Annotated in this window: 16 protein-coding genes and 3 pseudogenes; 9 read left to right on the top strand and 10 right to left on the bottom strand. The window is 70.3% G+C overall.

The genetic code is table 11. The features are described 5' to 3' along the window. Nucleotides 1-47: 47 nt before the first annotated feature. From ABTX60_RS21935 to ABTX60_RS21955, 5 genes are read right to left on the bottom strand one after another with little or no spacing between them, the layout of a single operon-like run. Nucleotides 48-401, bottom strand: a complete 354-nt coding sequence (locus ABTX60_RS21935; RefSeq protein ID WP_352098682.1) for a DoxX family protein — start codon at nucleotides 399-401, stop codon at nucleotides 48-50. Continuing rightward, a complete protein-coding gene (locus ABTX60_RS21940) occupies nucleotides 398-2,365 on the bottom strand; it encodes an acetoacetate--CoA ligase (RefSeq protein ID WP_352098683.1) in 1,968 nt (655 codons plus the stop codon). The genes ABTX60_RS21935 and ABTX60_RS21940 overlap by 4 nt, the downstream gene beginning before the upstream one ends. Further along, nucleotides 2,362-3,945: a bifunctional 3-(3-hydroxy-phenyl)propionate/3-hydroxycinnamic acid hydroxylase MhpA gene (gene mhpA, locus ABTX60_RS21945; protein ID WP_352098684.1), complete on the bottom strand. Its 1,584-nt coding sequence runs from the start codon at nucleotides 3,943-3,945 to the stop codon at nucleotides 2,362-2,364. The genes ABTX60_RS21940 and mhpA overlap by 4 nt, the downstream gene beginning before the upstream one ends. An 18-nt stretch (nucleotides 3,946-3,963) precedes the next feature. Further along, a complete protein-coding gene (locus tag ABTX60_RS21950; protein ID WP_352098685.1) occupies nucleotides 3,964-4,941 on the bottom strand; it encodes a fumarylacetoacetate hydrolase family protein in 978 nt (325 codons plus the stop codon). 30 nt (nucleotides 4,942-4,971) lie between these two features. Beyond that, nucleotides 4,972-6,117 (bottom strand): VOC family protein, encoded by a 1,146-nt coding sequence (locus tag ABTX60_RS21955; protein ID WP_352098686.1) that lies wholly within the window; start codon nucleotides 6,115-6,117, stop codon nucleotides 4,972-4,974. Between the two features lie 132 nt (nucleotides 6,118-6,249). Here ABTX60_RS21955 and ABTX60_RS21960 point away from each other — a divergent pair, with 132 nt between their 5' ends. Continuing rightward, nucleotides 6,250-6,906: a TetR/AcrR family transcriptional regulator gene (locus ABTX60_RS21960; RefSeq protein WP_352098687.1), complete on the top strand. Its 657-nt coding sequence runs from the start codon at nucleotides 6,250-6,252 to the stop codon at nucleotides 6,904-6,906. A 306-nt stretch (nucleotides 6,907-7,212) separates the two neighbouring features. Beyond that, nucleotides 7,213-7,389, top strand: coding sequence for a hypothetical protein (locus ABTX60_RS21965; RefSeq protein ID WP_352098711.1), 177 nt, complete (start codon nucleotides 7,213-7,215; stop codon nucleotides 7,387-7,389). Here ABTX60_RS21965 and ABTX60_RS21970 read toward each other — a convergent pair. After that, a pseudogene (locus ABTX60_RS21970) lies at nucleotides 7,337-7,506 on the bottom strand (MBL fold metallo-hydrolase); the annotation flags it as partial. The gene ABTX60_RS21965 and the pseudogene ABTX60_RS21970 sit on opposite strands and share 53 nt — an antisense overlap. A gap of 279 nt (nucleotides 7,507-7,785) precedes the next feature. On the opposite strand from ABTX60_RS21970, the gene ABTX60_RS21975 reads away from it, so the two are divergent. Continuing rightward, the gene (locus ABTX60_RS21975; protein ID WP_352098688.1) at nucleotides 7,786-10,122 is read left to right on the top strand and encodes a SpoIIE family protein phosphatase; all 2,337 of its coding nucleotides are present in this window, start codon (nucleotides 7,786-7,788) and stop codon (nucleotides 10,120-10,122) included. A 249-nt stretch (nucleotides 10,123-10,371) separates the two neighbouring features. On the opposite strand, the gene ABTX60_RS21980 is transcribed toward ABTX60_RS21975, so the two are convergent. Then, nucleotides 10,372-10,950, bottom strand: coding sequence for an FAD-dependent oxidoreductase (locus tag ABTX60_RS21980; protein WP_352098689.1), 579 nt, complete (start codon nucleotides 10,948-10,950; stop codon nucleotides 10,372-10,374). 161 nt (nucleotides 10,951-11,111) lie between these two features. Between ABTX60_RS21980 and ABTX60_RS21985 the strand changes: the two genes are divergently transcribed. From ABTX60_RS21985 to ABTX60_RS22005, 5 genes are all read left to right on the top strand, one after another. Then, entirely contained in the window at nucleotides 11,112-11,945 is an 834-nt protein-coding gene (locus ABTX60_RS21985; RefSeq protein WP_352098690.1) for an alpha/beta fold hydrolase, read from the top strand. 19 nt (nucleotides 11,946-11,964) lie between these two features. Further along, nucleotides 11,965-12,870 carry an alpha/beta fold hydrolase gene (locus ABTX60_RS21990; RefSeq protein ID WP_352098691.1) on the top strand — a complete coding sequence of 302 codons (906 nt, stop codon included), beginning with the start codon at nucleotides 11,965-11,967 and terminating at the stop codon, nucleotides 12,868-12,870. Beyond that, a complete protein-coding gene (locus tag ABTX60_RS21995; RefSeq protein WP_352098692.1) occupies nucleotides 12,867-14,396 on the top strand; it encodes an FAD-dependent oxidoreductase in 1,530 nt (509 codons plus the stop codon). The genes ABTX60_RS21990 and ABTX60_RS21995 overlap by 4 nt, the downstream gene beginning before the upstream one ends. Nucleotides 14,397-14,458: 62 nt before the next feature. After that, entirely contained in the window at nucleotides 14,459-15,784 is a 1,326-nt protein-coding gene (locus ABTX60_RS22000) for an amidohydrolase family protein (protein WP_352098693.1), read from the top strand. A gap of 81 nt (nucleotides 15,785-15,865) precedes the next feature. Next, nucleotides 15,866-16,042 (top strand): hypothetical protein, encoded by a 177-nt coding sequence (locus ABTX60_RS22005; protein ID WP_352098694.1) that lies wholly within the window; start codon nucleotides 15,866-15,868, stop codon nucleotides 16,040-16,042. A 101-nt stretch (nucleotides 16,043-16,143) separates the two neighbouring features. On the opposite strand, the pseudogene ABTX60_RS22010 reads toward ABTX60_RS22005, so the two are convergent. Next, nucleotides 16,144-16,595: pseudogene (locus tag ABTX60_RS22010) on the bottom strand (glycoside hydrolase family 6 protein); the annotation flags it as partial. 47 nt (nucleotides 16,596-16,642) lie between these two features. Between ABTX60_RS22010 and ABTX60_RS22015 the strand changes: the two are divergent. Next, nucleotides 16,643-16,990: pseudogene (locus ABTX60_RS22015) on the top strand (cellulose binding domain-containing protein); the annotation flags it as partial. 75 nt (nucleotides 16,991-17,065) lie between these two features. Here the strand turns inward: ABTX60_RS22015 and ABTX60_RS22020 are convergent. Continuing rightward, entirely contained in the window at nucleotides 17,066-17,887 is an 822-nt protein-coding gene (locus ABTX60_RS22020) for a LamG domain-containing protein (protein ID WP_352098695.1), read from the bottom strand. Between the two features lie 281 nt (nucleotides 17,888-18,168). Further along, on the bottom strand, nucleotides 18,169-18,795 hold the full coding sequence (locus ABTX60_RS22025; protein WP_352098709.1) for a TetR/AcrR family transcriptional regulator: 627 nt from the start codon (nucleotides 18,793-18,795) through the stop codon (nucleotides 18,169-18,171). Nucleotides 18,796-18,877 lie beyond the last annotated feature (82 nt).

The following is an 18,877-nucleotide window of genomic DNA, read 5'->3' on the forward strand; positions in this document are numbered from 1 at the left end:
TGTAGGGCACCGGCAGCCTCCGCTTGAGGCGGCGCGCACCCGAGCCGTCAGCCGACCGCGATCGCCATCCCGGCGTACGCCACCGCCGTCACTGCCAGCACGGCGGCGGGCAGGGCCCGCACGGGCGGGTCGCCTTGGCGCAGGTGTACCACCACGGCAGCCACCATGAGCAAAACCAGCCCAGCGGCGGCGGCCACGCCGAGCGGGGCCGAAGCCAGACCGAGCAGCAGCCCGGCGGCTCCGGCGAGCTCCAGCGTGCCGACGACTCGATAGAGGCCCGTTGACATGCCGAGGTGCGCGGCTGCCTGACGCATGAACGGCACGGCGGCGATCTTCGCCAGCCCCAGAGGGAGGAGGACGAGGGACAGCGCGACGGCGAGGGTGGTCTGTGCGGTCGTCATGCCGATCGGTCCTGGCGTCCGGCGCCCAGGCGGGCGTAATGGTCGATGAGGTCGGGGGCATCCACGGCCGCGGGGTTGACGACCTGCTCGACCGGGGCGCCCTGGAGGAGGCGTTTGACGGGGACTTCGAGTTTTTTGCCGGTGCGGGTGTGCGGAATGCCGGGGACCTCGAGGATGTCGTCGGGGACGTGGCGGGGTGAGGCGCCGGTCCGGATCGCTTTCCTGATCTTTTCGCGGAGGGCGTCGTCCAGGGTCTCCCCGGCGGCGAGCACCACGAACAGCGGCATCCAGTATCCGCCACCCGGCTCCTCCACACCGATGACCAGCGCCTCCGCGATCTCCGGGAGGCGTTCGACGACGTCGTGGATGTCGGCGCTGCCCAGACGGACGCCGTTGCGGTTGAGCGTGCTGTCGGAGCGGCCGTGGACGATCACCGAGCCATGGGAGGTGAGGGTGATCCAGTCGCCGTGGCGCCACACACCGGGGTAGGAGGAGAAGTAGGCGTCGCGGTAGCGGGTGCCGTCGGGGTCGTTCCAGAAGGACAGCGGCATGGACGGCATCGGGCGGGTGACGACGAGCTCGCCGACCTGGTCCACTACTGGGAAGCCCTCGGCGTCATAAGCGGCCAGCGCCACGCCCAGGTTGGGTGCGGACAACTGTCCCGCCCAGACGGGTGTGTTGGGTGCGCCGCCCGCGAAGCCGGAGACGACGTCGGTGCCGCCGCTGATGGAGGCCAGCAGCACGCGGTCGCCGACATGGTCACGGACCCAGGGGTAGGCGGAGGCAGGCAGGGCGGAGCCGGTGCAGCCGACCACGCGGATCGACGACAGGTCGTGGACGGACGGGTCGATGCCGAACTTCTCCATACCGAGCAGGTACTGGGGGCTGGTGCCGAAGACGGTGACCCGGTGACGCGCGGCCAGCTCCCACAGGACGTCGGGTTTCGCGAGGGGCGCCGGGCTGCCGTCGTACGTGCAGGTCGTGGCGCCGGTCAGCAGCGTCGAGGCGACGAGATTCCACATCATCCAGTGCGTGGTGGTGTACCAGAGCAGGCGGTCGCCGGAGCCCAGGTCGGAGTGCAGGCCCAGGGTCTTGAGATGCTCCAGCAGGACACCGCCGTGGCCGTGGACGATGCCCTTGGGCAGGCCGGTGGTGCCGGAGGTGAACAGGACCCACAGGGGGTGGTCGAACGGCACCGGGACGCAGGCGAGTTCCTCGGTGCGGGTGGAGGCGTCCTCCCATGAAACGACCAGTGACGGATACGCCCGAGACGGCCACGGCAGGCCCACGTGGTCGACCAGCACGGTGGCCTTCAACGTCGGCAGTGCGGACGCGAGTTGGAGGGCGGCGTCGCGGCGGTCGTAGGTGGTGCTGTTGAAGAGGTAGCCGTCGGCGGCGACCAGGACGGTCGGCTCGAGCTGGGCGAACCGGTCGGCTGCCGCCTTGGGGGCGTAGTCCTGCCCGCACACCGACCACACGGCGCCCAGGCTCGCGGCGGCCAGGAACGCGACGATCGCGTGCGGGGTGTTGGGCAGATAGCCCACCACCCGGTCGCCTGGCCCCACGCCGAACTCACGCAGGGTGGCCGCGATCGAGGCGACCTGGGCTCGCAGGTGGCCGGCGGTCACCTCGTAGCAGGAGCCTGTCTCGTCGAGGGCGATGACCGCCACGGCGTCATCGGCGTGGTTGCGCAGGGCGTGGTGCGCGTAGTTGAGGGTGGCGCCCGGGAACCAGCGGGCGCCCGGCATCCGCTCCTCCGCCAGCGCCCGCTCGTACGGGGTGTCCGCGTCGATGTCGAAGTACTCCCACACCGCACCCCAGAAGCCCTCCAGATCGGTGACCGACCAGCGGTGCAAGGTGGCGTAGTCGGAGCCGGGCATCCCGACGTGGCGGGCGAAGTCCATGATGTAGCTGTCCGCGACGGCCTGCGGATCAGGCGTCAGGAAAGGGTCGGGCACGCTCATCGTGTGATGCTCCTCAGCAGGCTGGTGTCGACGGTCCGGGACGAAGGGTGGGGGCCGCGCGTGGTGTGCAGGAGGGACGCCCAGGCGGAGGTGTCCGTGAAGTCGAGGCCGCCGGCCGGGACGATGTCCATGACGATGCGGTCGGGACGCAGCAGTACGGCGTCCGCCCGCCCTGCGCGCAGCCAGGCGGCGAGGGTGCCGTCGTCGCCGAAGTCCGTGACGGGGATCGCACGGATGCCGAGTCCGTGGGCCAGGGCGTTCAGCGAGGGCCCGGGTTCGGCGGCGGTCAGGAGGGCGAAGGAGTCGCCGAGCAGCTCATCGAGGCGGGTACGTCGCCCGTCGGCCGTGATCCACGGTTGCGGGCAGTAGGTGCCCACCAGGCCCCTGCGAGTACGGCGTCGGACGAGGGGCCCGCTGGTCAGAGGCGGGCTGAGGTCGCGGCCGGCCGCCGTGGCGAGCCCGGGTATGCGGCAGGCTACGGCCAGCAGCCTCCGGCGCGCCGCGGCGGCGCCGTCCTGGCCGCCGGTCATGGCCCAGCCCATGGCGACCGCGAGCCGGATGACATGGCGGGCATGCGGTTTGCGCTCGCTCTCGTACGTGGCCAACAGCCGTTCTTCGCCGCCCCGTCGGAGGACATGGGCGAGTTTCCAGGTGAAGTTGTAGGCGTCCCGCAAGCCCGCGCAAAGGCCCTGCCCGATGAAGGGCGGAGTGAGGTGGGCGGCGTCGCCGAGGAGGAAGACCCGTCCGCTGCGCCAGCGGTCGGCGACACGCGCCCGGAAGGTGTACTGCGTCTCACGGACGACCTCGAAGTCCCCGTCGTACGACTGCGCCAGCCACGGGGCGATCAGCTCGCGGACCGGCTCCTGGCCGTCCCGCAGCCGGAACTCCCAGCGGTAGCGGTCCTCACCGACGCGCATGAAGGTGGCCGGCCGGTCCGGGTCGCAGACCTGGTCGACGCCCTCCCAGCAGCGGACGTCGGCCGTCGTGCGGACGTCCACGACGGTCCACTGCTCCTCGAAGCGCAGGTCCTCCCATACGGCGCCGATGGCCTCGCGGGTGAGGCTGCCCGCGCCGTCGCAGCCGAGGACCGCCTCGGCCCACAGCTGGTGCTCGCCGTCGTCGTCACGGTAGGTCACTCGCACGGGGCCGGTCGTGTCCGGTCCGACGGCGGTGACCTCCACGCCGCCCCGCAGTTCGCACTCCGGGCGCCGGGCCAGGGCAGCGCGCAACAGTTGTTCCAGCTCGGGCTGGTCGAACATGCTGGTCTGCGGGTAGCCGTGCAGGCCGTGCTCGGTGCGGCGGAACTCGGCCATCACCCGGTGCCGGGCGTCCAGCAGCCGCAGCCCGTTCGCCGGGCGGGCGATCGCTGCGAACTCCTCTCCCACGCCCGCGGCCTGGAGGATCCTGCGTACCTCGTCGTCGGCGGCGACCGCGCGTGGAAGCGGGTAGAGGTCCTGGTGGCGTTCGAGGACGACGCTGCGGACTCCGCGCCGGGCGAGGAGGAGGGCGGCGGTCACGCCCACGGGTCCGGCCCCGATGATCACCACGGGTACGGCTGCCGGGTTGTGCTCGACGGTCATGTGCGGCTCACCTCTGCCCTACTGCGCATCCGTGACGGGTGTGCGCTGCTCGCCGAGGTCGATGCGGCCGTCCGGGGTCGCGATCGTCGCCGTGATCACGTCGCCCGCGTGCAGGTAGTGCGGGTTCTTCGCCTGGCTCTTGAAGAACGCCTTCCACTTCACGGCGGGCGGCAGCAGCGCGCCGATCTTCTCGACCGGCTTCGGCGGGGCCTTGAGCGCCGTACCACCTGGGGTGCCGGTGAGCAGCAGGTCACCGGCGTCGAGGGTCTGGAAGCGGGCGAGCAGGGTCAGAGCCTGCGCGGGGCGGACGATCATGTCGGCGAGGGTGCGGTCCTGGCGCAGTTCGCCGTTGACGGACAGCTTCAGCCGCAGGTCGAGGAGGTGGGCGAAGTCCTCCGGCTCCAGCAGGGTGAGGTACGGCCCCGTCGGTGTGAAGGTCGGGTACGACTTGCTCTCGTAGAACTGCGTCTTGGTCAGCTGGACGTCCCGCGCGCTGACGTCGTTGGTGATCACCAGCCCGGCGACGTACGACGGCAGGTCCGGCTCGGCGACTCGGGTGCCGATGGGCAGTGGCGCCCCCATGACGAGGCCGAGTTCGATCTCGTAGTCGAGGAACTTCACATGCGAGGGCCGGATGACGGCGTCCGCGGGGCCGCTGACCGAGCCGGACGCCTTGCGGAAGAAGGCGGGCGGGATGTCGCCGGAGAAGCCCGAATCGCGGGCGTGACTACGGTAGTTGACCATCTGCGCGACCACCCGGCAGGGGGTGGTGAGCGGCGAGAGGGCGGTCAGGTCGGCGACGGGCGTGCCGGGTTCGCCGGAGAGCGCGGCCGCTCGTACGGCGGCCCGGTCGGCGATCAGTTCGGCGGTGGTGACGGCCTTGGTGTCGACCGGGACGGCCCGGTCGATGGGGGTCCCCCCTGCACGAGCGGAGTCGTGAGCTTGCGGGAGGACCGCCCACCACCCGTCGGCGGTGCGCAGGACGTTGGTGCTCATGTCAGCTACTTTCGTGAGGAAGTTGAGGATTCAGGACTGGGCGGCCTTGAGCAGACCCAGCAGACGCGCCATGTCCATCTCGTTGTCACCGCGCAGGGCCTCGATGACGTGGCGGACCCGCTCGGGGGTGGGGCTCGCACCGAGGAAGTCACGCGTGGCCGGCGGACCCCACTGGGCCAGCCCGCTGGTCGAGAAGGCCGCCCAGCCGGGCTCGATGTCGCAGGAGAACAGGTCGCCGTCGGCGAAGTGCTCCAGCATGAAGTGGTCGGGATCGCGCCAGTAGTCGAAGAGCTGGCTGCCCTGGATGTGCCGTCCGATGCCCCAACTGCGCTGGTAACCGCGCTCCTTGAGGTATTCGCCGCCGACCGCGATCGAGTCCAGGTCGGTGACCTGGTAGGCGGAGTGGACATAGCCGGTGCCCGGCCCCAGGTGCATGGCCAGCGTGTGGTGGTCGGCCGGCACGCTGCCGAGGTCGCAGCGGATGAACGCCATGACCGGGCCGCGCTCGCGCTGCCCGGTCAGGAACAGGAAGTCGGACACGATCATGCCGAGGGTGTCCAGGTACCAGTCCAGCGCCCGCGCGAACACCCGCGTCTCCAGCACCAGATGTCCCAGCCGCTGGATCCGGGACGGCTCGCGCGGCGGGCGCTGCGTGGTGTTCGTACGACGGTGAGCAGTGCCGAAGTTGAGCAGCAGCGGCTGCTGCTCGGGCAGCGCGGAAAGCTGCTCGCCGCAGTGCACCACCCGTACCGGGAAGCCGGACGGGTCGAGCAGGCCGACCGCCTTGCCGCCGCCGGGCACGTCCGCGTCCCGCACGTCGGACCCGGTGGCCCGCGCCAGCCGGTCCAGGTCGGCCCGCTCCGCCGCGCGGAACGCCGGGCCGATGAAGCGCGAGCTCCGCCCGCGCCGGATCACCATGCAGGGCGAGCCCGGGAAGGTGCCGCGCAGCCACAACTCCCGCTCCGTGCGGGCCGCGATGCCGAACCCGAAGTCGCGGGCGAAGACCTCCGCCCGGTCCAGGTCGGGCTTCTCGAACTCCAGCCAGGCCAGGTCCGCCACCTTGATGACGGGATTGCGGGAGCGGCCGGGGTGCTCGCCGCGCAGGGCGCCCTGGTCGCTGTGCAGGTCCTGGTGGGCCGTCTTGACGTCGGTCCCGTAGACGCGGGGTTCAGACATGGTGCCCTCCGAGCAGCATCGTGATGAGGGAATCATCAAGTTTGACAGTCTTGTCGTCAAGACCTCCCCGACATAAAATGATGATTTCATCAGAGATGCTGTCGTCATCGCCCCCGCGGTTAGACTCTGCGCATGCCTACGTCAGCCCCGCCCAGCAACCGGTTCGAGCGGCGCCGCGCCGAGACCCGTCGCGCGCTCATTCGCGCCGCCCGGCAGATACTCGCCGAAACCGGGGACACCAGCGCCAGCATCCAGGCGATCGCCGAGCGCGCCGACGTCGGCTTCGGCTCCTTCTACAACCACTTCGAGTCCAAGACGGAGCTGTTCGAGGCAGCCGTGGTGGACGCCCTGGAGGAGTTCGGCCAGAACTTCGACGAGCGCCTTGCGGGAATCGACGACCCCGCGGAACTCGTCGCGGCAGGCTTCCGGCTCAGCGCCCGCATGGCCGACTCCCACCCCGAGCTGATGCAGGTCCTGCGCCTCCGCGGCATGGGCCACATCCACTCGGACAACGGCCTGGCCCGACGGGCACTGCGCGACCTCGGGGCCGGCCTCGCCTCCGGCCGCTTCACCCCGGTCGACCCAGCGGTCGCCCTGTCCGCACTGGGCGGAACGCTGCTGTCCCTGGTGGAGCTGAGATTCGCCCGCCCCGAGCTGAACGGCGACGAGGCCGCGGCGAACGTCGCCGAGATGGTCCTGCGCATGCTGGGCGTCACACCGGCCGAAGCCCACGAGGTCGCCCGACGCCCCCTGCCCGACCCCGCCTCACCGGCCACTCCTGCGCGGTGAGCGACGAACTCGGCCGGAAGGTGGCCGAGCGGCCGGCGAAGTCGGCGCCGATCGCGTCCCGCCGGGGGTGACGGCGCGCAGGTGCGGCCCTCGAGGACGTTCCGCAGCGGGAGGGGGCCTGCTAAGCCGTGTTCCACCCTGTTCATCAGCGCCTTCTCCCGTGACTCGGAGGCCCGTCTGGCACAGAGAGGCGGGCCAGGTCACCTGACCCGGCCCGCACCGGAGTGTCCCGCTGTGTCACCGCCGGCCCGGCTCGCACTTGGTGCGCCCCCGCCGCGTCAGGGATGCGCGGCGAAGTACCGGGCGATGCCCGCGATCCCCTCGCTCCCGGCTCGCTCGGCGTCGAAGGGCGGCCTCGACCAGCTGGTGAAGGTCATGGCCCGGGAATGGGCCGCCGACGGGGTCAACGCCGTCGCCCCCGGCCGGACCGTGGACGGGCGACGGGCCACAGGGGCGTGTCCACCGGGCGTGTGGGCACGGTGAAGGCGTCGCCCGGGTGGAGACGGTGGCTGTGTCGGTGTCTCCCACGAGGAAGCCGACGTTGGTGACCCGCGGCAGGTCCGGATGGACCACGGCATGCAGTTCTCCGTGCACCTCGACGCCGGGTGGTTCCCGGCCGCCTGCCGCGTCGCCTCCGGCACGGAAGATCCGCGCGACCTCTGGACCTGCGGTGCTCTTCCCGCCGCCGGTGGCGTCGGTGATCGCCACGACGCCGTCCCGGTCACCCGAGGATGCCCCTGCGCACGCGCCGAAAGGGCAACCACCGCTTCGAGGCAGACGCGAACCGTGTGAGCGCGCAGAGCGACGGCCGTCAGCCGACGGTGTCGTGGTGTTCTGTTCTCGGTTGCCCTGGCCGGACAGCGGAACAATGCTGAATCCATGGGACAGGGCTACGCCGCGGCGATCGTCGATATGCGGGGTGTGGTGAGGGCCTGGAGCGACGGTGCGCGCGACCTGGTGGGATACACGTTCGACGAGGTGGTGAACCGTCCGGCCCATGAACTGCTGGCTGAGCACGTCAGGGCCGACGCGGTCGCGAACCTGTCAGGCATGGTCGTGCTGCGCCACCGGGATGGCTCGTCCGTTCCGCTCGCCCTCACCGCCTGCGCCGTGCTCGGTGAGAGCGGGGAGCAGTCCGGGTACGTGATCACCGGCGATCCTCCCGACGGGCCGGAGACGACCGTGGCGGGTCAAGCCTTCCAGCAGGCCTCCTTGCCCATGTCGGTGTTCGACACCACGCAGCACTATGTGCGGCTGAACGACGTGGCCTGCGCAATCATGGGAGTGCCGGAGGAGGCGCTGTTGGGACAGCACTTCCCGGAGAGCGTGGAGGACCGCCAAGCGCATCGCGGCTGGCTTGATCATCTGCGTCAGGTCGTCGCCACAGGCCGCCCGGTCCGCTACGAGAGCTTCACCGGGGCCCCCGCCCTGAACCGGGAACACGCCTGGACCACCGACATGTGGCCGCTGCGGAACGGTCACGGTGAGGTCCACGCTGTGGGTATTGCGTCATTCGACAGCACCGAGCAGTACTGGGCCCGGCAACGTCTCGCCCTGCTGGACGAGGCCGCAGCCTCGATCGGCACGACCCTGGACGTGGTGCGCACCGCCGAGGAGCTGATCGAGCTGCTGGTGCCCCGCTACGCCGACTTCGCCAGCGTCGACCTGCTGGAGTGGGTCTTCGAAGCGGAGAGGCTGCCCGACATTCCGTTGCGGGACATCGTCCTGCGCAGGGTCGCGCACGGATCTGGGACGAAGGGAACACCTGAGGCCGCCATACCTGTGGGCGACACCGACACCTATTCGCCGTCTTCTCCGCCGGCGAAAGCCCTGAGGGCGGGGCGGGCCGTGGTCAGTCAGGCCGGCGAGCCGGACTTCATGCGCTGGGTCGCCGAGCGCAACGCGCGCGCCCCCGCGGGCAGGCCCTACCGCAAGGGCGCGCACTCGATGCTCGCCGCGCCGCTGCGGGCGCGCGGTACCACCCTCGGCGTGGTGGTCGGCGTGCGGATCGCCAACCCGGACGACTTCGGCGCTGACGACACCGTCCTCGCCGAAGAGGTCGCCAGCCGGGCCGCCGTGTGTATCGACAACGCCCGGCGGTTCGCCCGGGAGCGCGCCACGGCCCTGGCCCTCCAGCACAGTCTCCTGCCACGAGGGCTGCCCGGACAGGCCGCCGTCGAGGTGGCCCACCGCTATCTGCCCTCGGATTCGCTGGCCGGTATCGGCGGGGACTGGTTCGACGTGATCCCTTTGTCCGGCAGCCGGGTCGCCCTGGTCGTCGGTGACGTCGTCGGGCACGGTATCCCCTCTACGGCGACGATGGGCCGCCTGTGTACTGCGGTCCGCACCCTCGCGGACGTAGACCTGCCACCGGACGAGCTCCTCACCCACCTTGACGACCTCGTCGTCCACCTCGCCTCCGACGAGAGCGGCGAGGTCGCGGAGCTCGGCGCGACCTGCCTGTACGCCGTCTACGACCCGGTGTCGCGGCGGCTGAACCTCGCGGCGGCCGGCCATCCGGCGCCTGCGGTGCTGCCGGCCGACGGCAGCGCAGCCCTGGTGGAGATGACCGCCGGGCCGCCCCTGGGCATCGGCGGCCTGCCCTTCGAGGCGACCGAGCTGGAGCTGCCCGAGGGCTCGGTGCTCGCTTTTTACACCGACGGTCTGATCGAGGACCGCGACCGCGACGTCGATTACGCCACCGCCGAGCTGTGCCGGGCGCTGTCCGCACCGGCGGGCACCCTCGACATGCTGTGCGACACGGTGCTCAAGGCAGTGCTTCCGGAGGAGCCCGGTGACGACGTCGCACTGCTCCTGGCACGCACCCGCGCGCTGGGCACGGACCAGGTCGCGACCTGGGACATCACATCGGATCCCGAGCACGTGGCCGCGGCCCGCCAGGCCGCCACCGAGCAGCTGGCCGCCTGGGGACTGGACGAGGCGGCGTTCGTCACCGAACTGGTCGTCAGTGAACTGGTCACCAACGCCATCAGGTACGGGGCCCCGCCCATCCAGCTCCGGCTGATCCGCGACCGCACGCTCATCTGCGAGGTTTCCGACGGCAGCTCCACCTCACCGCATCTGCGACGGGCCCACGCCTTCGACGAGGGCGGCCGCGGACTGCTGCTGGTCGCCCAGCTCACCCATCGCTGGGGAAGCCGGCAGACCGGGCGTGGCAAGACCATCTGGGCCGAGCAGCCGCTTCCGCAGGACTGACCTCGTCCGAGGCCGTGCCGATGAACAGGGTGCCAACGCGCTGCACCCGCAGAGGATCTTGTCCAGGTGTCCACCAGGGTGTACGGGGCCTCCTCCATGTCCGACACGTGGCCCGATGGTGACGTCGTGTACCCGGCGGCGAACACGCTGGGCATTGGTGTCGCAGGACCTTACCCTCCACTCGCACACGCACGACCCGTCACAAGGCGGACGCGAGCTGCCTGAGCTTGCGGACCGGCATCGTGTGGTTCACCGTCGCCGCCGCGCCGCCCGACCAGCGCAGAAGCAAGGAGCTGCCGTCGACATCGACCAGATCCGGTTCACCCGCGCCTGCTCCACCGCGTTGGTCCAGTGCGGACGGTGGCACGTCCCACGGACCACCGCCGCATCCCCCGCCGCGGCGATGCCGTCCGCGACGCGGTCGCGGGAGTCGGTGACCACACCGCGGTCGAGTGTCAGGCCGGAACCGGTGAGCCGGTCGACGGCGGGTAGGTCCCCGACCGCCGACACGATCACGTCGGCTGTGAGCACGTAACCGTCGGCGTCGACGCCCTCCAGCGTGTGGGTTCCGACCAGCCGGACGCCGCAGGGCACCGTCCTGAGCACCACTCCGTGCTCAGGCGCGGCACTCGCGATCACCTCGGCGAGCACCGGCCCGAGCACTCGGCGCAGCGGCGGATCCCGGTCGACCACCGTGACCTCCAGACCGAGAGTGCGGCACGTCGATGCGATCTCCATGCCCAGCAGCCCCGCTCCGACCACCAGGACGCTGCGAGCGCACCTCAGGCCCTCGCGCAGCGCCGCGCAGTCGGCGAGCGTGCGTAGCACTTGTTTGCCACCCGGCGGCGACCTCAAGCCGCCGAACACGCTGGGCGACCGCCGGCCGACGCACCCCGAGGCCATCCCCGGATCAGACTCCCATGCGACTCCGGACGCCCGCCCGGGCCCGTACTTGACACGCCCACCTTATCGGTAACAGTGTATCCATTATGAGCACCTGGTCTGAGCCACAGCCCGATTCCCGGTTCGTCGCGGTGGATGGATTGCGGATCCACTACAAACGCGCCGGGCACGGCCCGGCACTCGTTCTGCTGCACGGCAGCGCTTCGTCGCTTCAGCACTTCGACCGTGCGGCGGCCCTGCTGTCGGAGTCGTTCGACGTCATCCGCCCCGACCTGCCGGGGTTCGGCCTGACCGGCCCCCGTAAGGACCGCGACTACCGCATCCCGACCTACACGGCGGCGGTGGCGGCCTTCCTGGAGGCGCTGGAGGTGCCTCGCTACGCGGTGGCCGGCAACTCACTGGGCGGCAACATCGCCTGGAACCTCGCCCTGGACCATCCGGAGCGGCTGACCGGCCTGGTGCTGGTCAACGCCACCGGGTACCCGGAGAAGGAGATCCCGGCGGGCATGCGCCTGACCCGCAACCCGCTGCTACGGCCCGTGTTGCGGCGCGTGATGCCGCGCGGCGCCATCGAGCGCAACCTGCGTTCGAGCGTCGGCCCGCACTCGACGATCGTGGACGACGCCATGGTGGACCGTGCCCACCAGCTCATGAACCGGCCCGGGAACCGCTCGGCCTTTGTCGACTTCTGCAACACCGACCAGCCCGACCGCAGCGCTCAGATCCCCCGCATCACGGCGCCCACGCTCGTCCTGCGCAGCGCGAGCATCGACGGCCAGCACTTCAGCCGCGATCTCCCCGGCGCCGGGGAGATGGTGCACCCCCATGGCGGTCACCTGCTGCCCGAAGAGGAACCGCAGTGGGTCGCGGACGCGATCGTGATGTTCCTCCGCTCCTCCACCGACACCGCCACGCACTGAGGCCGAGGAGGCCCGTTCCATGAAGTACTTCGTCGCGTCAGGCGAGGACCTACGGCTCACCGCCGAATCGCGGCAAGCCCTGCGCGGCAGCTTCATCGAGCTGTCCGACGGCGTCACGCACTACGAACTGAAGGGCCCCGAGGACGGGGAGCTGGTCGTGATGGCGGGCGGCCTGACCATCCCGCTCTTCTACTGGGACGGCCTGGTCACCGAGCTGCACGCCCGCGGGCTGCGCACTCTGACCTGCAGCGCGTACGGCCGCGGCTACTCGGACCGGGTGGGGGCGCGATACGACGAGGCCCTCTTCGCGCGGCAGCTGGCCGAACTGACCGAACGCCTGGGTCTGACGACGAAGCCACTGCACATCGTCGGCACCTCCATGGGAGCCCTCGTCGCCATGACCTACGCCGCCCAGTACCCCTCACGGGTGTCCACCCTCACGATCGTCGGGCCCGCCGGTCTCGCGAAACCGCGACCGACTGCCCCTCACCGGCTACTGCGCAACGATCTGTTGGCCGGTGTCGTCGCCCGGACGCGGGGCCACCAGATACTCCAGGGGCACCTCGGGCACAACGTCCTCGACCCCGAACTCGGCGCGAGACTGACGGACATGGTCCTCGAAGCCTTCCGCTTCGAGGGGTCACTGTATGCGGTCTTCGACACACTGCAGCACCTGCCGCTCTCCGGCCGTGACGACCTCTTCCGGCAGACGGGCGCACTGGGCATTCCCACACTGCTCCTGTGGGGCGACGAGGACAACGTCACGCCCCTGACCCACCTCACCGCGGCTCGCGCCCTCCTGAAGCCGAAGGAGCATCACGTCATTCCGGAATGCGGTCACATGGCCCCATTCGAACGTCCGCGCCACGTCGCCGATCGGATCGTCCCGTTCGTGGCCCCACGCGCCGAAAGGCTCGACTCATGAACGACCCGCAGGTCATCGACGTACTGGTCATCGGTGCGGGGCCTTCGGGATCTGCCCTGGCGATCGACCTCGTGCGCCGGGGACTCGACGTACGGATCGTCGACAAGTCTCCCCATGCCTTCGACGGCTCCCGCGCCAAGGGCGTCCAGCCCCGCAGCCTCGAAGTCCTCGAAGACCTCGGTGCCCTGCCCGACGTGCTGGCCGGCGGCAGCGCGTACCCCAAGCTCGGGATCCATGCCGGCCCCCTGGCGGTGCCGTGGAAGATGTTCACCCACAAGGAAGCGACTGCGAACGTCCCGTACCCGAACACCTGGCTGATCCCTCAGTTCCGCACGGACCGCGCACTGCACGCCCGGCTCGGCGAGCTCGGCCATGAGATCGAGTTCGGCAGGGAACTGACCGAGCTGACGCAGGACGAGGACACGGTCGTCGCCACGGTGGCGGGCGCGGACGGCCCGGAGGAAATCGTCGCCCGGTACGTCGTGGGCGCCGACGGTGGTTCCAGCGCGGTGCGCAAGCAGCTCGGCATCGGTTTCGTCGGCACCACGGACGAGAGCGACCGGATGCTCATCGTCGACGCCTCGGTGACCGGTCTGGCCCGCAACCGGTGGCACATGTGGCCCGGCCGGGGCGGCAAGTTCATCGGCGCCTGCCCGCTCCCGCACAGCGACATGTTCCAGTGGATGATCCGTCTCACTCCGGACGAGGAACCACCTGCCGAGAAGGACGACATCGTCCAGCGGATCCACCAGCACACCCGCAACCGGGGCATCCGGTTGCACGACATCCGCTGGACGTCGGTGTTCCGGCCCAACATCCGCCTGGCGGAGAGTTACGGCCGAGGGCGGGTCTTCCTCGCCGGTGACGCCGCGCACGTCCACACCCCGGCCGGCGCCCAGGGCCTGAACACCGGCGTGCAGGACGGCTACAACCTCGGCTGGAAGCTCGGCCAGGTCCTCGCCGGGGCGGACGCCACGCTGCTCGACACCTACGAGGCCGAGCGGCAGCCGATCGCCGCGGGGGTCCTGGGCCTGTCCACGGACAAGTGGGGTGGCATCGCCAAGCTCGACCCGTCGAGCATGAAGCGAGGCAAGGACGAGCAGCAGCTCGCCCTGACGTACTACGGCGGCCCGCTCGCCCCCGCCGACGGAATGCGCACCGGGACACTGCGTGCGGGCGACCGCGCGCCGGACGCCGAACTGCTCCGCTCCGACGGAACCGGGACCCGGCTGTTCGACGCCTTCCGCGGGCCGCACTTCACCGCCGTCGCCTACGGACCGGGTGCCGCCCGGGACCTCGAACTGCTCGCCTGGCCGACGGCCGGCGCTCAGCTGAAGCGGATGGCGGTCGGGACGACCGCCGCCGACGGTCTCGGCTTCCTCGACCCGAAGAACACGCTGAAGGGCGCTTACGGCCTGACCGGCGACACCCTGCTGCTGATCCGTCCCGACGGCTATATCGGGCACATCGCCACTCGGGACTTCCTCACCACCACACAATCCGCCGCGCGGGCAATGACGCCATGAGCAGCAAGGAGCCGCACCATGTCCCCTCAGCGCCACACATGCTCCCGTTCGGGGGCCACCGCATGAGCCGCGTACTGCTGCGCGGGGCGCAGGTCATCACGATGGCGCCGGGCCGTCCCGACGCCGAGCACGCCGACATCCTCGTCGACGGCGACCGTATCGCCGCCGTCGGCGAGAACATCGAGGCATCCGACGCCGAAGTCGTCGACTTCTCCGGCCGCATCGTCATCCCCGGCCTCGTCAACGCCCACTTGCACACCTGGCAGACCGCGTTGCGCTCCGTGGGTGCCGACTGGACTCTGATGGAGTACCTCACCCACCTCCACGGCGCCTGCGCCGGCCACTACACCCCGGCCGACATGCACATCAGCAATCTGGTCGGCGCGCTGAACCAGCTCAACTGCGGTACGACCACCCTCGGCGACTGGTGTCACAACGCCCTCTCGCCCGAACACGCCGACGCCGCCGTCGAGGGCTTGGTCCACGCCGGGATCCGCGCCGTCTTCCTGCACGGCACGGCCTACCGGTCGCCGGACACCCCGCACCCCCTCACCGAGATCGACCGGCTGCTCGACGGCCCCGTCCGCGACCGCGCCCTCCTCACGCTGGGCATGGCACTGCAGGGGCCGCAGTACTCCTCGCCCGACACCGTGTTGGCCGATTTCCGGGCCGGCGCGGAACGCGGCCTCGTCGTCTCGATGCACCAGAGCGGCGGGGAACCCTCCCCCGGCTGGGAAGCCGTGCGCGCCGCCGGACTGTTCAGCCCCCTGACCAACATCGTGCACGGGATCGACCTCCCCGACGACTGGATCAAGACGCTCGTCGAGGCAGGTGTCACCTTCACCAGCACCCCGGAGAACGAACTGGGCCAAGGACACGGCACACCCATCACCGGTTCACTGCTACGCCTGGACGCGGCGCCCTCCCTGGGCACCGACATCGACACCGCCGTGCCCGGCCATCTCCTCACGGCCGCCCGCATCGCCCTGGCCCACCAGCGCAGCCTGGACCACGCCCAGCACCGACAGACGACAGGCACGCACGCCAACACCGCTTCGGTCACCGCCAAGCAGGCACTGGCCTGGGCCACGGTGGAAGGGGCGAAGGCCCTGGGCCTCGCCGACCGGGTCGGCCGGATCGAGGTGGGCATGCAGGCCGACCTGGTCGCCGTCGACGCCCGGGCCCTCAACCTGTGGCCGGCACACGACCCGGTCGCCACGGCCCTGCACGCCGACATCGCCAACATCGAAGCCGTGATGGTCGCCGGCACCTGGCGCAAACGCGATCACGCCCTGCTCACGTCGCGACTCGACGAGGCCAAGGACCAGCTCCGCGAGTCCGGAGAGCGGCTCTTGCGCGGCATCGGGCCCGCAGGCAACCAGGGCTGACAACCTTCTGCTGTGTGGGGTGCGGCGCGCGGATCCGAGGGTCGGGACGGGGACCGTCGCGCCGAGGAGTACGGGGATGCCGTGCCCCTCGGCGCAGTTCCTGCGCGAAGGCTGCTCCGGGGTGCGAGCAAGCCGCTGATGGTCGACCTGGCCTTGACCCTGGCCTCACTGAACGACAACGACCTGGTAGCCACCGTCCACTGCTACGGCTTCTGGTCGTTCAGCACGAACGTCGCCGGCTGCACCGCCTTCGGCTAAACCTCGAAGAAGCCGCGCTGCCGGTACAGAGTGCGATCCGCCGAGGCCTGCCTCTCAGGGAGGGCCGGCCGACCCCGGCGGACGCTCACCGCGTCAAGGGGTTACGGAAGTGGCGGGTAGGCGTTCTGCATCAGCTGCTGGCGGAGAATTAGTGGCCGGCCACCGGCGCGTTCGGCAGTCACCCTGTGGGGTTGTTGCCGTTGCAGGGGTCGCCGCCGTAGGTCGGGTCGCACATGCGGTCGAAGCTTTTTCCCTCGTCATTGGGGATGGCGGCGCTGGAGCCGTCGGACTCCCCCGGCGGCTTCACCCACACGTAGGCGTCGATGCCGGCGGCCGGTGCCGCGGTGGGTCGTTCGCCGAGGCCGGCTCCGCTCTGGTTGCACCAGTTGCCGGCATGGATGCGCCGGTCGATGCGGCTGCCGTTGACGTAGTCGCCGACGGAGGTCATCGGTCCCGGGCCGGTGGACCGGGCGGTGCCACCACCCCGGCCGTTGCGGGGGGTGTCGACGAGCATGCCGATGCCGGAGTCGAAGCCGACCGCGACGAGCTGGTCCCCGTCCGTGTACAACGGCTGCCAACCGTCAACCTCGGTGGCGACACCCCGGCGGCCCCGGCACTCCCAGCGGACCAGCGGCCTGCAAGGTGGCCTACAGCACCAACGTGTGGCAGGGCGGCTACACCGCCGATGTCACCTTGACCAACACGGGTTCCTCGCCGGTCAACGGCTGAAATCTCGCGTTCACGCTGCCCGCAGGGCAGACGATCACGAGTGCGTGGAACACCGGGTTCTCTCCGTCGTCGGGAGCGGTGACGGCCGGCAACCCGGCAGACAACGCGTTCCTTGCGCCCGGCGGCCAGGTCTCCTTCGGCTTCCAGGCGTCCTACAACGGCATCTTCGCCAAGCCCGCCGCCTTCAACCTGGAAGGCACTTCCTGCGCGACCGCGTGACGTATTCAGAGCGCATCTGCCCACCCGGAACCCGCCCACCAGGCTCTCGTGCCGGTGGGGCGGGTCCCGCCTTTCTCACAAGGCGTCCGTCTCCGGCTGGTCGAGTGCGTCCCACCCACGCACACAGTGGACGCGAGCGGTCTTCGGGTAGGAGGTCTCGGAGTCCGAGCGAGGACCGATCTCGAAAAGGTCGATCATCAAGAAGAGCGGGTAGGCGGGAGACTGAGGCATCCGCTTCACCATGACGCCCTCGCAACCGATGATCGTGCCCGACGGTCCCCACACAGCCGCCCAGGTGTGGGGTTTCGAGGCGTCCAGGGGAAGGACGACTTCCGACATGTCGGTTGTCAGCCGTCCGTCCGAATGCGCCTTCACCCCGCACCGGGCATGACTCTTTCCCTCGCCGACGGCGTCGGCGTCGATCTCGAAGACACAGACCTCACCGCTCTCCCCCTCCGACAGATGCTCCGTCCCCACAAGCCACGCCGCGAGCATGCACCCCTCATCCACGCTCGCGCTCACCGTCACCTCCACACGTCCGGCGGTGGGCGCCCACAGCAGCCGCTCGGGGGTCTGCGTGCGGACGACGAGTCCGTCGGAACGGTGTCGGTGTGTACCCCGGTGAGAGCCCACTGGACCGGAGAAGACCCCGGTCTGCAGGTTGGACACACGAAGCGGAGCGTCTTCCTCCCGCCAGTCCGACTGGTCGGCGTCGATACGCAGCCGCAGCCCCGAATCGTCGATGTCGTAGCGTGCCCGAGACCGCTCGGGTGACGTCCAGTGGGGCAGATAGTGATCGACCCAGCGATCTTTCCTGAGCTGCGGAACGCTGAAGTCGTCCTCGAAATCAGGCTCACGAGCCGGAGGATCAGGGAAACGCAGGCCATCGGCACCCATGACACCATCGTCTCAGACCGCGCGTCCTTGCCGTGCCGGCGCCCCACACTCGGAAGGGCACCGGAGAAACGCGGTGCCTCTGCGCTGGTCGCGCCATGCACGGCAGGTCGGGTCCGGGTATTTCCCGGAGCTGGTGGTTCTCAGCAGAAAGGTCCCTTCCCAGCTGGCGGAACGCTATCGGGACTTGCTCACCTCTGTGGAGCTGCCTCTGACCGTGGAGCGGCATCTGCCCGCAGGAGCAATCCCTTTGCAGAACCTGCCAGGGTGATCGCGCCGCTCCGTCAGACCTCGTCCCGCAGGTGGGCAAGCCCGCTGAGAAGAAGCTCGAGACCGAAGGAGAACTCGTCCTCGATCGGAACGGGCAACACCCCGGCAACGGTGACGGTGGCCGGGAACAGGTCCGGATCCACGCTCTGAAAGACGGCCGCCGACGGGGCGTCGTCGGACTGTCCTGCGCCGCCATGCCCGTTGACCTGTACGGCGAACCCGAGGACATAGCGGGCCAGGGTCGCGAACGCGTACGCGGCGACTCGCGGCGGGAAGCCACAGTCGAGCAACACCGCGACGCAGCGCTCCCGCAGTGCCATGGCGTTGGGTCCCAGGGGAATCTGCTCGACCAGCAGGCGCGCCGCGTTCCGGTGCCGGGCCAAGGCATCGAACATGGTGTGCGCGACCGTCCGCAGCGCCCGCTCCCAGCCCAATGCGGTGAGTTCGTCGCCGTTCAGCTCCACGCTGCCGAACATGCGGTCCACGACATGGGCGACCAGCGCAGCCCGGTTGTCGAAGTGCCGGTACAGCGTCGCCGTGCCCGAGCCCAGACGCTGGGCCAGCGTCCGCATCGAGAGAGCGTCCGAGCCCTCCATGTCCACGATCTGCAGTGCTGTAGCGACGATGCGCTCCAACGGCACCGGCGGCCGCCCCGGAGAACGCCGAGCCGCTGCCGCGTCCGCTCGCGCGGGCACAGGGTCCACCACGGAACGTCCCACCTCC

Source organism: Streptomyces sp. NPDC126510, assembly GCF_040302345.1.
GTDB lineage: Bacteria > Actinomycetota > Actinomycetes > Streptomycetales > Streptomycetaceae > Streptomyces.

Excerpts from the sequence above, each read along its gene's own strand:
- ABTX60_RS21935 (WP_352098682.1), bottom strand. The coding sequence starts at position 401 with ATGACGACCGCACAGACCACCCTCGCCGTCGCGCTGTCCCTCGTCCTC.
- ABTX60_RS21940 (WP_352098683.1), bottom strand. The coding sequence starts at position 2,365 with ATGAGCGTGCCCGACCCTTTCCTGACGCCTGATCCGCAGGCCGTCGCG.
- mhpA (WP_352098684.1), bottom strand. The coding sequence starts at position 3,945 with ATGACCGTCGAGCACAACCCGGCAGCCGTACCCGTGGTGATCATCGGG.
- ABTX60_RS21950 (WP_352098685.1), bottom strand. The coding sequence starts at position 4,941 with ATGAGCACCAACGTCCTGCGCACCGCCGACGGGTGGTGGGCGGTCCTC.
- ABTX60_RS21955 (WP_352098686.1), bottom strand. The coding sequence starts at position 6,117 with ATGTCTGAACCCCGCGTCTACGGGACCGACGTCAAGACGGCCCACCAG.
- ABTX60_RS21960 (WP_352098687.1), top strand. The coding sequence starts at position 6,250 with ATGCCTACGTCAGCCCCGCCCAGCAACCGGTTCGAGCGGCGCCGCGCC.
- ABTX60_RS21965 (WP_352098711.1), top strand. The coding sequence starts at position 7,213 with ATGCCCGCGATCCCCTCGCTCCCGGCTCGCTCGGCGTCGAAGGGCGGC.
- ABTX60_RS21975 (WP_352098688.1), top strand. The coding sequence starts at position 7,786 with ATGGGACAGGGCTACGCCGCGGCGATCGTCGATATGCGGGGTGTGGTG.
- ABTX60_RS21985 (WP_352098690.1), top strand. The coding sequence starts at position 11,112 with ATGAGCACCTGGTCTGAGCCACAGCCCGATTCCCGGTTCGTCGCGGTG.
- ABTX60_RS21990 (WP_352098691.1), top strand. The coding sequence starts at position 11,965 with ATGAAGTACTTCGTCGCGTCAGGCGAGGACCTACGGCTCACCGCCGAA.
- ABTX60_RS21995 (WP_352098692.1), top strand. The coding sequence starts at position 12,867 with ATGAACGACCCGCAGGTCATCGACGTACTGGTCATCGGTGCGGGGCCT.
- ABTX60_RS22000 (WP_352098693.1), top strand. The coding sequence starts at position 14,459 with ATGAGCCGCGTACTGCTGCGCGGGGCGCAGGTCATCACGATGGCGCCG.
- ABTX60_RS22020 (WP_352098695.1), bottom strand. The coding sequence starts at position 17,887 with ATGGGTGCCGATGGCCTGCGTTTCCCTGATCCTCCGGCTCGTGAGCCT.